This window comes from Mesorhizobium sp. LCM 4577 (assembly GCF_001854795.2).
GTDB classification, from domain to species: Bacteria; Pseudomonadota; Alphaproteobacteria; order Rhizobiales; family Rhizobiaceae; genus Mesorhizobium; species Mesorhizobium plurifarium.
In genome coordinates this window covers 89,376-103,362 of record NZ_MDDU01000002.1, presented here as the reverse complement: position 1 = coordinate 103,362, position 13,987 = coordinate 89,376, and the positions used below count along the sequence as shown (strand labels likewise).

The window sequence follows — 13,987 nt, the reverse complement described above, 5'->3', positions numbered from 1 at the left end:
GCTGCCGTCGAAGCCAGATCTGCTGGCTCGAACCGACACCCGGCAGGTCAGTTATGCTGACCGAGCGTTACGCCTCACTTCTTCAGCAGCGGCACGCCCTTCGTCGTGAACCTCTGCCCCCTGCCGATAGGCCTCACCGGCCGCTTCGTGGCGGCGGCCTTGCCGGTGCCGGGCGGCTGGTGGGCTGGCACGAGCTGGTCGGGGCGGGGGCCGATGAGGTCGGCGCGGCCCATCTCCTTCAACGCATCGCGCAGCAGCGGCCAATTGTCGGGGTCGTGGTAGCGCAGGAATGCCTTGTGCAGCCGGCGCTGCCGCCCACCGCGAACGGTCTCGACCTTGTCGGTCGCGCCGCGCCGCACGCCCTTCAGCGTGTTGACGCCGGTATGGTACATGGCCGTCGCGGTCGCCATGGGCGAAGGCAGGAAGGTCTGCACCTGGTCGGCACGGTAGCGGTTCTTCTTCAGCCAGAGCGCGAGGTGCATCATGTCCTCGTCGGTCGTGCCGGGATGGGCGGCGATGAAATACGGAATGAGATAGTATTTCTTGCCGGCTTCCTTGGCGGCTGCGTCGAACATCTCCTTGAAGCGGTCATAGGCGCCGATGCCGGGCTTCATCATCTTGTCGAGCGGCCCGCGCTCGGTGTGCTCGGGCGCGATCTTGAGATAGCCGCCGACGTGGTGGGTCACCAGTTCCTTGACATATTCGGGGCTCTTGACGGCCAGGTCGTAGCGCACGCCGGAGGCAACCATCACCTTCTTGACGCCCTTGACCTCGCGCACCTTGCGGTAGAGCCGGATCAGGTCGTCATGCGAGGTGTTGAGGTTGGGGCAGATGTCGGGAAACACGCAGGACGGCAGCCGGCAGGCCGCCTCGATCTTCGGGTCCTTGCAAGCCATCCGGTACATATTGGCGGTCGGCCCGCCGATATCGGAGATCACGCCGGTAAAGCCCGGGGTCTTGTCGCGGATCTTCTCGATCTCGCGCAGGATCGAGCCCTCGGAGCGGTTCTGGATGATGCGGCCCTCGTGCTCGGTGATCGAGCAGAAGGTGCAGCCGCCGAAGCAGCCGCGCATCACCGTCACCGAGAACTTGATCATGTCCCAGGCGGGGATCTTGGCATCGCCATAGGACGGATGCGGGGCGCGCGCGTAGGGCAGGTCGTAGACGGCGTCCATCTCGTCGGAAGTCAGCGGGATGGGCGGCGGATTGAGCCACAGGTCGCGGTCGCCATGGCGCTGGACGAGCGGGCGGGCATTGCCGGGGTTGGCCTCGCGGTGCAGCACGCGCGAAGCGCGGGCATAGGCGTCGCGATCGTCCTCGACCTGTTCGAAGGACGGCAGCCGGATCACGATGTCGCCGGGCTTGCGGCTCGCGCCCTCGTCGGCGGAATCGAGATCGTCTGCGTGGAGCTCAGTGAAGTGCTCGGGCACGCGGCGGAACAGGGCGACGCCCCTGACGGAATCGAGCTGGCGCGGCGTCTCGCCGGCGGCGAGCCGGTTCGCCACCTCGACGACGGCGCGCTCGGCATTGCCGTAGATCAAGAGGTCGGCCTTGGCATCGGCCAGGATCGAGCGGCGCACCTTGTCGGACCAGTAGTCGTAGTGGGCAATGCGGCGCAGCGAGGCTTCGATGCCGCCCAAAACCACCGGCACGTCCTTGTAGGCCTCGCGGCAGCGCTGCGTATAGACGATGGTGCAGCGGTCCGGCCGCTTGCCGCCTTCGCCGCCTGCCGTATAGGCGTCGTCGTGGCGCAGCTTGCGGTCCGAGGTGTAGCGGTTGACCATGGAATCGAGGTTGCCGCCGGTGACGCCGAAGAACAGTCTCGGTCTGCCCAGCGCCTTGAACGGTTCCGCCGACTGCCAGTCGGGCTGCGAGATGATGCCGACCCGAAAACCCTGGGCTTCGAGCAAGCGGCCGATGATCGCCATGCCGAAGCTCGGATGATCGACATAGGCGTCGCCTGTGACGAGCACGATGTCGCATTCATCCCAGCCGAGCGCCGTCATCTCGGCGCGGCTCATCGGCAGGAACGGCGCCGCCCGTCCGGCAGGAGGCTTGCTGCCGGACAGGGGAGCGATGTTTTGCTGGGCGCTGGCTATGGTTTCCATGGCCTCGACGTATAGGACGCCGGCAGCGCGAATTCAATTAACCTCGATTTCGGGTCGATTGACAGATTGTTTGAACACCCATAATCTTGTTTGACTACAAACAAATAATCGACCGCGCGAGGGGCGCGTTAGGTGGACCTGCGCATTGACCCAGTCTCAGTCGTCACACCGCTCATCGGCGCACAAGGGCGCGGCAGGAAGTCATCCGTTTGCCGGTTTCTCCGAGGCCATTCCCGGGGCCGGACGTCGCATGGGGATTGCCCGGCGCTGCCGGGCGGACATAGCCGAGAGGTAGACTCGGCAAGCAGGCATCCAGATCTGGAGGAGAACGAGATGCATCTGAATTCGAGGATTTCACGCCGCAAGGTGCTGTTCACCGGCGCTGCCGGCGCTCTGGCCGGCCTGGCCATGCCCTACGTCGCGCGCGCTGCCGGAGACCCCATCAAGGTGGGCATCCTGCAACCCTTCTCGGGCGGCCTCGAGGTGCTCGGCCAGCAGGGATTCCAGGGCGCTGAAATGGCGCTTCTGGAGGCCAACGAGGCGGGCGGCGTGCTCGGCGGGCGCATGTTCGAGATCGTCAAGGCGGATGACCGCACCGATCCCAAGACCGCGGTTGAGCGCACCAGCGAACTGATCCGCCGCGACAAGGTCACCGCCATCATCGGCCCCGTCACCAGCGCCAACCGCGACGCCATGCTGCCGACGATCGAGCGCTACAAGACCCCGCTGCTCTATGCCACCGACTATGAGGGCGGTGTCTGCAGCCGTTATGTGACCTGCTACAGCGCCTTGCCGGCGCACTGGGTCAACCCGTTGGTGCCCTATGCCGTGGAGAACCTCGGCAAGGCGTTCTATCTCGTCGGCAGCGACTATGTCTGGCCGCAGAAGATGAACAAGGCCTTCCGCGAGGAAGTCGAGAAGGTGAAGGCCAAGGTGGTTGGCGAAGAATACACGCCCTGGGGCGCCAAGGATTACGCGGCCACTCTGCGCAAGATCGAAAGCGCCGGCGCCGACGTCGTGGTCATCACCATCGTCGGCGCCGACGCCGTCACCTTCGTCAAGCAGTTCGCCGCCGCCGGGCTGCAGAGCAAGATCAAGATCATCTTCTTCGGCTTCAACGAGAACTACGTGGCCGGTCTCTCCGAGACGGAATCGAACGGCATCGTCGCGCCGTCCAATTTCATCGCCAATCTGGACAAGCCGGAGGCGAAGGCCTTCGTGCAGCGTTTCCATACCCGCTACGGCGCGAATGCGGTGGTCTCCAACACCACCGACGCGCACTACACGCTGACGCGCTTCTTCATCGAAGGCGTCAAGAAGGCGGGCGCCGACGACAAGGAAAAGATACTTGCCGCGATGGTCGGGCAGTCGCTGATGTCGGGCAATGGCGAGGTGGATCTGCGCGCCTCGGACCGCCACGCCGACCTCAACGTGCTCATCGTTCAGGTGGACAACGGCCAACTCAAGGTCCTGAAGGACCTCGGCCGTATCGTTGCGCCCAGCCAGTGCGGCTGACGCCGTGAACGAACCGCGTGGTCCTATCCTGCAGCTTGCGGGGGTAACCAAGCGCTTCGGTGGGCTCGTTGTCCTCGACGGGCTCAGCCTGACGCTGCCCAGGGGCGCCATGCAGTGCATCCTGGGACCGAACGGCTGCGGCAAGACCACGCTGTTCAACGTCGTCACCGGCGAGTTCGCGCCCGATGGCGGAGAGGTCAGGCTCGGTGGCCGCAACGTCGCCGGCCTTTCGCCCTATCGCATCTCGCGGCTCGGCGTGGCTCGCAAGTTCCAGGTTCCGGGCGTTTATCCGGAGCTCAGCGTGGCAGAGAATATCGAGATACCGCTGGCCGCCGGCGCGGGCCGCTACGGTCCGCTCTCGTTGTTGGGTTATCGTCCCGACCCTGTCCGCCGCGACCGGCTGCTCGATCTTTGTGGGCTTGCCGGCAAGGCCGGCGACAAGGTCGGCGAAATCGCCCACGGCGAGAAACAGAGGCTGGAGATCGCCATGCTGGTCGCCCGCGACGCGGAGCTCATTTTGCTGGACGAGCCGACCGCCGGCATGTCCGGCGCGGAAACCAGCGCTGTGGCAAGCTTGATCCGGCGCCTGCGCGACGAGGAAGGCAAGTCGATCCTGGTGATCGAACACGACATGAATTTCGTGCGCCAGCTCGAATGCCCGATCGTGGTCATGGTTCGCGGCAAGATCGTCGCCGAGGGCCGCTACGACGAGGTCAGCCGCGACCCGCGCGTCATCGAGTCCTATCTCGGGAAGCGTCATTGATGCTGCAGGTCGAAAATCTCGTTGCCGGCTATCCATCCGGCGGCCGCGTGCTGAAGGGTACGACTTTCGACGTCGCCAAGGGCGAGGTCGTGGCCCTGCTCGGCCGCAACGGGATGGGCAAGACCACTTTGATGCGTGCGCTCGCCGGCCAACTCGCCACACAGGGCGGAAGCTTCCGCCTGGACGGTCGTGAGCTCGGCAATTGTCCTTCTTATGTCATCGCCAATGAGGGAATCGGTTACGTTCCGCAGGGGCGCGAGATCTTCAAGGACTTCACCGTCGAGGAGAACCTGCTGATGGGCGTGCTCGGCAAGCCGCGCCTGCCCAACCGGCTGCCGCGGGACATCTACGACTTCTTCCCCGTCCTGGGCGAGCGGCGCAGGCAGAAGGCCGGCACCATGTCGGGCGGGCAACAGCAGCAGCTCGCCATCATGCGCTGCCTTGTGGGCCAGCCCAAGCTCCTGCTGCTCGACGAGCCGTCGGAGGGCATCCAACCCTCCATCGTCGACGAGATCGGCCGCACGCTGCAGGCCATTGCCCGCTCCACCGGACTGACCATTCTGGTGGTCGAGCAGAATCTGGACTTCGTCGAGACGCTGGCGGGACGCGCCCTGTTCATGGAAAACGGCGTCATCGCCGATCGTGCCGACCGGATCGGGCAGTTGCGCGAAAGACCCGAACTCGTCCATCGCTACCTGTCAATCTGAGGCTGCCGTGCAAGCGACGATCGCACTTCTGCTCGATACCGCGAACTTCACCCTTGCCCTGCTGCTGGTGACGCTGGGCCTCGTCGTCATATTCGGGCTGATGAACGTCATCAACATGGCCCATGGCGAGTTCTTCCTGATCGGCGCCTATGTCGTCGTCGCGGTCAGCAATGCGACGGGCTCATTCTGGCTGGGCCTGCTGCTGGCGCCCCTTGTGCTCGCCGTCGTCGGCTTGCTGGTCGAATGGTTGATCATCCGCCACATCTACCATCGCTTCATCGACACCATCCTTGCCACCTGGGGCCTGTCCCTGGTGATCAAGCAAGGCGTCGTCGTGCTGTTCGGGCCGGGGGCCCAGAGCGTTCCAAATCCGCTTCCCACTGCCGTCGATGTGTTCGGCGTTCAGTATCCGGCCTACCGCCTCTTCATCATGGCACTTGCGGCCGCGCTGGCGCTCGCCACCTACTATCTGTTCTTCAGGACAAAACTTGGACTGCAGATACGCGGCGTCATCGCCAATCGCGCCATGGCGGCGTCCCTGGGCATCAACACACGGCGCATGGACCGGGCCACTTTCGCCGTCGGCTCGGCGCTGGCGGGCTTCGCGGGCGCTGTGATGGCGCCGATCATGAGCGTCGACCCGCAGATGGGCGTCGGCTTCCTCATTCCGTCCTTCCTCTCGGTGCTCGTGGGCGGCGTCAACTCGCTCGTCGGCGCGCTCATCGGGTCCGGCGTGATCGGCGGCGCCACCACCATCTTCTCGGCGGGCATCTCGCAGGCCGACGCCCAGATCCTGGTGTTCCTGCTCGCCATGATCATCATCCGTTTCTTGCCCAACGGCATCATCGGAGGCCGCAAATGACCCGCCCCGCGCGTCTCGGCCTCAGCCTCACGGTGCTCGCCTGGGCAGGGCTCGGACTGGCTCCGCTTGCGCTCGATGACTGGAATATCGGCCTGCTCACCCAATACGTGACCTACGGCATCTTCGCGCTCAGCCTTGGACTGATCTGGGGTCAGGCCGGCATATTGTGCTTCGGCCAGGCCATCTTCTTCGGCATCGGCGCCTATTCCATGGCGCTGGTGACGCTGGGCAAGCTGCCATGGCTTGGAGACAGCCAATGGACGGGCCTGGCGCTCGCCGTGCTGCTGCCCATGATGGTCGCCGCGCTGCTCGGCTGGATCATGTTCCAGGGCCGCGCGCTGTCAGGCGCGCATCTTGCCATCGTCACGCTCTGCGCGGCGATCGTGTGCGAGATCGCGGCGCGGCGCTGGGAGTTCATCGGCGGTTTCAACGGCCTGTTCAACGTGCCGCCGCTGTCGGCGCCTAATGGCGATCCGCTCTCCACCAATGCAACCTATTTCTTCGTCGGTATCGCCGCGCTGCTCACCTATCTCTTGTCGTTGTGGATCGGGCGTTCGCCGCTCGGCACTGTGCTCGCCGGCATCCGCAACGACGAGCGCCGCACGCTGCATTTCGGCTACGACGTGCGCTTGCACAAGATCTTCGTGTTCACCGTCTCGGGCGCAATGGCGGGCTTCGCCGGCGGCCTGTTCACCACCCAGTTCGGCTTCGTCTCGCCGCCGCTGGTCGGATTTGCGCTCTCCACAGAAGTGCTGATCTGGGTGGCTGTCGGTGGCCGCTCGGTCCTGATGGGCGCCTTCCTCGGCGCGCTTGCCGTGCGCGCCACCGAGAACGCCATGTCGGCAAGCCTCGACCAGTACTGGCTGATCGCGCTCGGCGCGCTGTTCATCGTCGTGGTCGTCGTGCTGCCGCAAGGGTTGTTCGGCAAGCTGCTGGCGCTCGCGCCGCCGCGGCGACTGGGGCGGGGAGGGACAAGATAGTCCTGCCACGCCGCAGGCCCGCAGAGGTGATCTGCCAAGCGGTTCAGCGCGTGCGCCGCAGGTTCGGGAACGCGGCAGCCTCGGGCGCGTTGGCCCAACTCTGCAAGGTCTGTCCACCGTCGATCAGCCAGTCGACCCCAGTGACATGGCAGGCGTCGTCGGAAGCGAGGAAGGCGACCGCAGCCGCCACGTCCTCGGGCTGGCCGATGCGCCGGAGCGGAATGCGGTCGGCGAAGCGCTGCACGCCGGCCAGATATTGCGCCTTGTCGGCGGCCGGAACGCCTAGCGTGGTCTCGATGACGCCCGGGCAGATGGCGTTGACGCGGATGCCGTACGGCGCCACGTCGAGCGCGGCGACGCGCGTCAAGCCGACCACGCCGTGCTTGGTCGAAGCATAGCCGGCGCCGCCGGCGAGCACATCCCATCCCGCCATCGACGAACCCATGTTGACGATCGAGCCCTCGACGCCGGCAGCGATCATCGCCTTCACCGAAGCCTTCAGCACCACGAACATCGAACGCAGATTGATGCGCACGATGTCGTCCCAGTCTTGCGTGGGCAACTCATGGACAGGGGCCACCTTGCCCGAGATGCCGGCGTTGTTGAACACCGCGTCCAGCCTGCCGAAAACCCTCACGACCTTGGCCACCGCCTCCTCGACGGCAGCCTCGTCGGTTACGTCCGCCGTGATCGCTATCGCCTTGTCGCCGATCGTCGAGGCGATGGTCTCGGCGCGGCCGGCATCGAGGTCCAGCACCGCCACCTTGGCGCCCTCCTGCGCGAAGCGACGGGCAGCCGCGCTGCCGATGGCGCCGCCACCGCCGGTGACGAGCACGGTCTTGTCCACAAAACGGGTCATCGTCCTTCTCCTGCCTTACTTGCCGTAGCCGCGCCACGAGCGGCGCGGCGCGAAGCCCAGCGTTTCGCGGGCATGGCTGTTGTCGATGACCGTGGCGTGACCCTCGAGCGGCCGTCTTACCGGGACCGCAGGAAAAGCGGCCTTCAGCAGCTCGGCCGTCGGCGTCTCCGAATAGGTGTCGGCGGCGCTGATGAAGGTGCGCAGGTGTCCCTGTCCCTTCCAGGCCAGCGCGCGGAGGAAGGCGTCGGCGGCGTCCTGCGCGTCGAGATAGCCCCAGAGGTCCCACGCCGCGTCCGGCGTGCCGCGACGCGGCCCGACCGTCTCGAAGAAGCTTTCCGGCGTTTGTATCCAGGGCATGCGCAGGCTTACCGCCGAAAAGGCGCCGCGGCGCACAGCCGCCTCGACGATCTCCTCGCCAAGCCATTTCGACAGGCCATAGGCATCCTGCGCGCCCGTCGGATGATCCTGGTCGATGGGCAGGTAGGCGGGCGGCGCGAGCCTTTCGCCGAAGGGGTAGCCGAGGACCGAGAAGGAAGACGCGTAGATGAACCGCGAGGCTCCCGAAAGCGCTGCCGCTTCCACCACATTGTAGCTGGCCGCCATGTTGGTGCCGAACACCTCGGCGGCGGCCTTGCCGGTGGGACGCGGGATCGCCGCGACATGGATCACCGCGTCGGCGTCGCGGATCAGCTGCAGGGCAAGGCCGAGATCCGTCAGGTCCGCGCTCACATGTTTCCAGGCCCCACGCGCGGGCGGCGCCAGGTCGATGCCCAGAACCTCATGGCCGACGGCCAGGCAAGCCGCCGCCACATGACGGCCGAGCAGGCCGCTTGATCCCGTGACAATGATGTTCATGTCTCATCCCTCATGACCGGCCACGGTGCGCGCCAATATCATTGATGGTCAAACAATCGGACACTTGAAACACCATGCTTGTCAACGGCTTTTTCGTTGCCGGTGAAGCGGGATGGCCGGCAACATGCCTCCAAGGATTGACTTCGGGCCTTGTACGGTTTTGTATGACCACCAACAATCAATGGCTGCCGGGGAGATCTGCCATGTCCGTGGACACTTTCTCGTCGCATCGACAGGAAGCAGGCGTCAGCATCGACGTGAAGCGCGCTGCGGTCGTCGTGGTCGACATGCTCAACGATTTCTGCAAGCCGGGCGGCGCGATGGTGCTGCCGGGTTATGAGGTGCTGGTCGGACCGCAACTCGCCGTCATCGATGCCGCGCGTGCGTCGGGCGTCCCGGTGATCTGGGTGCATGACGTCCACCGCAAGAACGTGCGGCAGGACCGCGAATGGCTGAAGCGCACGCCGCACTGCGTCGAAGGCACGTGGGGTGTCGAGATCATCGACGACCTCGGCGCGCGCGCCGACGAAATCCATGTCATCAAGCGGCGCTACTCCGCGTTCTTCCAGACCGATCTCGACCTGACGCTCAAGGACCTGAAGGTCGACCAGATCATCGTCTTCGGCGTGGTCACCAACATCTGCGTGCGTTCGACCGTTCACGACGCCTTCTTCAACGGCTACGAGGTCGTGGTGCCGAGCGACTGCTGCGCCGCCACCGGCCCGCGCGAGCAGGAAAGCTCGCTTTACGACATCGCCACCCATTTCGGCGTGGTCAGCGACTCGGCCAGCGTGGTCAGGGCTTTGCGGGAAGGCGTCTTCGTGGAAAACGCCAGCGTCGCGGCATGATCGCTCCGGTGCCAGCGACAACAGGCCTGCCAGGAGTTCAAGCATCCCGATGACGGTGACCGAGCAAACGAAGCGAACCAAGCGCAAGGCTGCGCAGGACAAGCGGCTGAGCCGCGAGGAGGCGCTCGCCCGCTATGCCGCGACCGGATACGATCTCGATCTGCACCCGGCCCACATCGTGCGCCGCGCCCATCAGCGGGCGACGCTCTGCTTCCAGCAGGAGATGGCCGGCGAGGACCTGTCCCCGACCCAGTTCGCGGCGCTGGCGACGGTGCTGCGTCACGGCGAGGTGTCCCAGAACCATCTCGGGCGGCTGACGGCGATGGATCCGTCCACCATCAGCCTCGTGGTGCGCAAGCTTTTGAAGCAGGGGCTGGTCAAGCGCAACGCTTCCAAGACAGACCAGCGGCTGGCCATCATCACGCTGACGGACGACGGCGTGCGCTACACGCTTGATCGCCTGGACCGTAGCGTCGAAGTCGGCCGGCAGCTTCTTTCGCCGCTCTCCACGGCTGAGCAGGCCACGCTGTTGCAATTGCTCCAGCGCATCAGCCGTGACGACACAGGCGACACGGCCGTCAAATGACCTACTGATCCCCAACCCAGACGCAGCAAAACAGCGGGCGTCGCTGGATTTTTCGGCGGCGGGATGTCCTCCCCTTGTCCGCGCCGAACAGAAGGAACCAGTCCGATGTCCTCCGACCCCCAAGCCAATCCTGCTGCCGGGAAGACCGTCATCCGCAATATCGGCCTGATGCTGAGCGGCGACATCGCCCGCCCGATCCTCGACGCCGACACCATTGTGGTCGTGGATGGCCGCATCGCTGCGGTCGGCAAGCAGGGCGGCGTCGAGACAAGTGGAGCTGCGAAGGTCATCGATGCGCAGGGTTGCGTCGTCGCCCCCGGCCTGATCGACAACCACGTCCATCCCACGGCCGGCGACTGGACCCCGCGCCAGAACCAGCTCGGCTGGATAGACTCGACGCTCCACGGCGGTGTCACCACCATCGTCTCGGCCGGCGAGGCGCACTATCCCGGCCGCCCTCGCGACATCGTCGGCGTCAAGGCACTCGGCATCGCCGCGCAGCGCAGCTTCTCGAATTTCCGCCCCGGCGGCATGAAGATCCTTGCCGGCGCTCCGGTGCTGGAGCCAGGCATGACCGAGAACGATTTCCGCGAACTCGCCGAAGCCGGCGTGACGCTGATCGGCGAGGTCGGCCTCGGCGGCGTCAAGGACGGTCCGACGGGCCGCCAGATGATCGCCTGGGCCCGCAAATACGGCATGACCTCCATGACCCATACCGGCGGGCCCTCGATCCCCGGTTCCGGCCGCATCGGGGCCGAAGTCGTGCTCGAGGTCGACGCCGACGTGGTGGCGCATATCAACGGTGGCCCCACGGCGCTGCCGGACGACGAGATCCGTCGTATCTGCGAGGAAGGCACCCGCGCCCTGGAGATCGTCCACAACGGCAACCTGCGCACCGGCCTGTTCGTGCTCGGCATCGCCAAGCAACGGAACGAGCTCGACCGGGTCATTCTCGGTACCGACGGCCCGGCCGGCTCGGGCGTGCAGCCGCTGGGCATCCTTCGCACCATTTGCCATTTGGCATCGCTGGGCGGCGTGCCCACGGAGGTGGTCTTCTGCTTTGCCACCGGCAACACGGCACGCGTGCGCAAGCTTGCCGATCGCGGCATCATCGAGGCAGGCCGCGCCGCCGACCTTGTCTTCATGGACCAGGCAGCCGGCGGCCTCGGCAAGGATTTCCTGGAAAGCCTGGCGCTCGGCAACCTGCCCGGCATCGGCATGATCATGATCGACGGGGAAGTGCGTACCGCGCGCAGCCGTAACACACCGCCGGCCATCCGCGTGCCCGAAGTCGTCGCGGCCTGATCTGAGGAAAGCCGAAAAAAAGCGGCTCACGGGCCGCTTTTTTCGCCGGCGGGACAGCCCGTGGCTTTGCGAAGGTATCGCCCGCTGCCGGGAGTTGGAGCGGTTCACCGTTTCACGGAAACGCCAAACCGCTCTATCTCTTTGTTTTAGCCGCATTTGTGCGACGCCAAGCGATTCCGCTTGGCTGCAAAATGCTCTAGATCAGCCCATCCTTGCCGACGACCTGTTCCTTGGTCAGCCCGCCGACGCGTGGGTGCGGCCTGCCCGAATCGGTGACCGCGATCGCCACCACGATCTCGTCGTCGCGCGGCGCGTCCGGAACGCGCACTTCCATGCCGTCGAAATGGCTGCGCACCTTGGCCGCATCCTTGTGGCCGAGCGGAACATCCAGCGGAACGCCGAGGCCGCCCCGCTTCTTCGAGGACGGAATGAGCGCGGCACCCGTGCCAAGCACGTCCCGGAACGGCGCGCCGAGCTTCGGATGGAGGATCGCGGCGGCATGTTCCAGCTCGCCATTGGCGCCAACGGCGGCCGCCTTGCCGAAGCTTTCGACCTGGTCGCCGGGAATGCCGAGCGCTGCGACCGCACGCTTTGGAAGGATCTCGCCAAGCTCGGCCCCGATGTCGCTCAGTGCGGACAGATCGTCCACGTAGCGGCCGGCGAACGGATTGCGAATGACCGCGACTGCAGCTGCGCGACGCGTCGGGGGATCGACCGGCCGGCCGCCTTCCTCGCGCGTTTCTTCCACGATGGTTATGATGCGGCGGATTTCAACGCTCATCTCAGCCCGTCCTCTCCCTTGATGTCCTTCGCCTCCAGCCCGCCGGCGCGGGCATGGACGCGGGCGCCCGTCGTCATGGCCAGCACCAGTACGATCTCGTTGGCGCGCGGCGCGTCGTTGATGCCCACTTCGATGGCGTCGAAGTGGCTGCGCACGTACGAAGCGTTGATGTGCGTGACCGGGATGTCGATGCGCGCGCCGGGCCCGCCGACCTTCTTGGTCGACGGCACGATCGCCTTGGCGCCGCCCAGCAGTTCGCGCATCGCATAACCGCCCGGATTGTGCCACAGCGCGCCGTGCTCCAGCTCGCCGCCGCCGCCGACGATCGCGCCCTTGCCGTAGCCCTCGACCTTCGAGGGATCGCCGCCAAGCGAATTCAGCAGGCGTTGCGCCATTTCGAGACCGAGCGGCTTGAGATCCTCCATGAACCCGGTGATCTCCTCCACATAGCGGCCAGCGAACGGATTCTCGATCACCGCCAGCACGGCGCCGCGCTTGACCGGCTCTGCCCGCACCGGCCCGCCTTCGTGAAAAATCTCCTCGACCTGTACGACAAACTTCCTGACCGCTGGCTTCGGCATCGGCTGCTCCAATTGCCCTATGAAATTGTTTGAGTATCAACAATTATCGATCCGGCGGCTTTGTCAAGCCAATTGCGCGTCGTTCGGGAACGAAGGCATGGAACGTCGCGTGGCGCCAGATTGACAGGTCATTGGAGCACCCATAAGGTCATATGATCACCAACAAGTTTTCCGGCGCCCCTTGCGGAGCCGGCACTTGGGGCGACCTTCAAACAGGGGAGAAACATGAAAAAAATCATTTCGAAGTGCATCTTTGCCGGCGCCGCGCTTGTTGCTTCGGTCAGCCTTGCCTGCGCGCAGGGCAAGGTATCCGTGGCCGCCATCTCGGGCTATTTCGCGCAGGGCTTCGGCGTCTCGATCGTCAACGGCCTCAACAAGGCGAAGACGGATTTCGGCATCGACCTCAAGCTGGTCGATACCGGCAATCGCGCGCTCGACTATGAGGAGCAGTTCGCCAACCTGGCGAAGGACGGCAAGTACGACCTGATCTTCGTCATGGGCTGGGAGCTCGTCGACGCGCTGCAGAAGGCGAGCGCGGCCTATCCGAACCAGCGCTTCGTCTTCATCGACGGCGTCCTCGACAGCGACAAGATGATCTATGCCAACTTTGCCGAGGAACAGGGCTCCTTCATCGCCGGCGCGCTCGCCGGCATGATCGAAAACAAGGGCAGCGCCTTCGACAAGATCGGCGACGGCAAGGCCATCGGCTTCGTCGGCGGCCGCGACATCCCGGTTATCCGCAACTTCCTCGGCGGCTATGAGCAGGGCTCGAAATATGCCGCCCCCGACGTCACCGTGAAACCTGTCTTCGCCGGCACTTTCGACGACCCGGCCAAGGGCAGCGAGCTGACCCAGGCGCTCTACAATGAAGGCGCCGACATCGTTTACAACGTCGCCGGCCCGACGGGAGAGGGCGTCATGCAGGCCAGCGCCGCTGCCGACAAGTATTCGATCGGCGTCGATATCGACATGTGCTCCACGGCGCCCGGCAATGTGCTCGGCTCGATGCTCAAGCGCGGCGACATCGCGGTCTACAGCCTGATCAAGGACGAGGTCGAAGGCCACAAGGTCATGCCAGGCACCCGCACCTTCGATCTCGCCTCGGGCGGTGTCGAGCTGAAGGTCTGCGACGACATCGCGCCGAAGATCCCCGAAGAGGTCAAGGCCAAGCTCGACGAGATCAAGAAGGGCATCGTCGACGGCTCCATCAAGGTCGCCAAGGCAAAGTAGGCTTCGC

At 65.3% G+C, this 13,987-nt stretch carries 14 protein-coding genes; 9 read left to right on the top strand and 5 right to left on the bottom strand.

Going from position 1 to position 13,987, the window contains the following annotated elements; genetic code table 11:
• Positions 1-74: 74 nt before the first annotated feature.
• Positions 75-2,108: a YgiQ family radical SAM protein gene (locus tag LCM4577_RS05050; protein ID WP_071070000.1), complete on the bottom strand. Its 2,034-nt coding sequence runs from the start codon at positions 2,106-2,108 to the stop codon at positions 75-77.
• A gap of 333 nt (positions 2,109-2,441) precedes the next feature.
• Here LCM4577_RS05050 and LCM4577_RS05045 point away from each other — a divergent pair, with 333 nt between their 5' ends.
• The 5 genes from LCM4577_RS05045 to LCM4577_RS05025 are packed head-to-tail and all read left to right on the top strand — an operon-like array spanning position 2,442 to position 6,935.
• Positions 2,442-3,623, top strand: coding sequence for a substrate-binding protein (locus LCM4577_RS05045; RefSeq protein WP_083354639.1), 1,182 nt, complete (start codon positions 2,442-2,444; stop codon positions 3,621-3,623).
• A 4-nt stretch (positions 3,624-3,627) separates the two neighbouring features.
• The gene (locus LCM4577_RS05040) at positions 3,628-4,386 is read left to right on the top strand and encodes an ABC transporter ATP-binding protein (protein ID WP_198541019.1); all 759 of its coding nucleotides are present in this window, start codon (positions 3,628-3,630) and stop codon (positions 4,384-4,386) included.
• Entirely contained in the window at positions 4,386-5,093 is a 708-nt protein-coding gene (locus LCM4577_RS05035) for an ABC transporter ATP-binding protein (protein ID WP_071033048.1), read from the top strand. The genes LCM4577_RS05040 and LCM4577_RS05035 overlap by 1 nt, the downstream gene beginning before the upstream one ends.
• A gap of 7 nt (positions 5,094-5,100) precedes the next feature.
• Positions 5,101-5,955 carry a branched-chain amino acid ABC transporter permease gene (locus LCM4577_RS05030; protein ID WP_071069998.1) on the top strand — a complete coding sequence of 285 codons (855 nt, stop codon included), beginning with the start codon at positions 5,101-5,103 and terminating at the stop codon, positions 5,953-5,955.
• Positions 5,952-6,935, top strand: coding sequence for a branched-chain amino acid ABC transporter permease (locus tag LCM4577_RS05025; RefSeq protein ID WP_071069996.1), 984 nt, complete (start codon positions 5,952-5,954; stop codon positions 6,933-6,935). Before LCM4577_RS05030 ends, LCM4577_RS05025 begins: the two co-directional genes overlap by 4 nt.
• A gap of 43 nt (positions 6,936-6,978) precedes the next feature.
• On the opposite strand, the gene LCM4577_RS05020 is transcribed toward LCM4577_RS05025, so the two are convergent.
• Together LCM4577_RS05020 and LCM4577_RS05015 are read right to left on the bottom strand one after the other, a co-directional pair.
• Positions 6,979-7,794: an SDR family NAD(P)-dependent oxidoreductase gene (locus LCM4577_RS05020; RefSeq protein ID WP_071033051.1), complete on the bottom strand. Its 816-nt coding sequence runs from the start codon at positions 7,792-7,794 to the stop codon at positions 6,979-6,981.
• Between the two features lie 15 nt (positions 7,795-7,809).
• Positions 7,810-8,649: an NAD(P)-dependent oxidoreductase gene (locus LCM4577_RS05015; protein ID WP_071069994.1), complete on the bottom strand. Its 840-nt coding sequence runs from the start codon at positions 8,647-8,649 to the stop codon at positions 7,810-7,812.
• Positions 8,650-8,852: 203 nt separating this feature from the next.
• Here LCM4577_RS05015 and LCM4577_RS05010 point away from each other — a divergent pair, with 203 nt between their 5' ends.
• The 3 genes from LCM4577_RS05010 to LCM4577_RS05000 all read left to right on the top strand — a co-directional run bounded on the left by LCM4577_RS05010 (position 8,853) and on the right by LCM4577_RS05000 (position 11,388).
• Positions 8,853-9,497, top strand: coding sequence for a cysteine hydrolase family protein (locus tag LCM4577_RS05010; protein WP_040989865.1), 645 nt, complete (start codon positions 8,853-8,855; stop codon positions 9,495-9,497).
• A gap of 49 nt (positions 9,498-9,546) precedes the next feature.
• A complete protein-coding gene (locus LCM4577_RS05005; RefSeq protein ID WP_040989864.1) occupies positions 9,547-10,083 on the top strand; it encodes a MarR family winged helix-turn-helix transcriptional regulator in 537 nt (178 codons plus the stop codon).
• 105 nt (positions 10,084-10,188) lie between these two features.
• Positions 10,189-11,388, top strand: coding sequence for an amidohydrolase family protein (locus LCM4577_RS05000; protein WP_071069993.1), 1,200 nt, complete (start codon positions 10,189-10,191; stop codon positions 11,386-11,388).
• A 196-nt stretch (positions 11,389-11,584) separates the two neighbouring features.
• Here LCM4577_RS05000 and LCM4577_RS04995 read toward each other — a convergent pair whose 3' ends face one another.
• Together LCM4577_RS04995 and LCM4577_RS04990 are read right to left on the bottom strand one after the other, a co-directional pair.
• Positions 11,585-12,169, bottom strand: coding sequence for an amino acid synthesis family protein (locus LCM4577_RS04995; RefSeq protein ID WP_040989862.1), 585 nt, complete (start codon positions 12,167-12,169; stop codon positions 11,585-11,587).
• Complete coding sequence (locus LCM4577_RS04990) at positions 12,166-12,750, bottom strand: amino acid synthesis family protein (protein ID WP_040990394.1); 585 nt, start codon at positions 12,748-12,750, stop codon at positions 12,166-12,168. The genes LCM4577_RS04995 and LCM4577_RS04990 overlap by 4 nt, the downstream gene beginning before the upstream one ends.
• A 225-nt stretch (positions 12,751-12,975) precedes the next feature.
• On the opposite strand from LCM4577_RS04990, the gene LCM4577_RS04985 reads away from it, so the two are divergent.
• Entirely contained in the window at positions 12,976-13,980 is a 1,005-nt protein-coding gene (locus LCM4577_RS04985; RefSeq protein ID WP_071069991.1) for a BMP family protein, read from the top strand.
• Positions 13,981-13,987 lie beyond the last annotated feature (7 nt).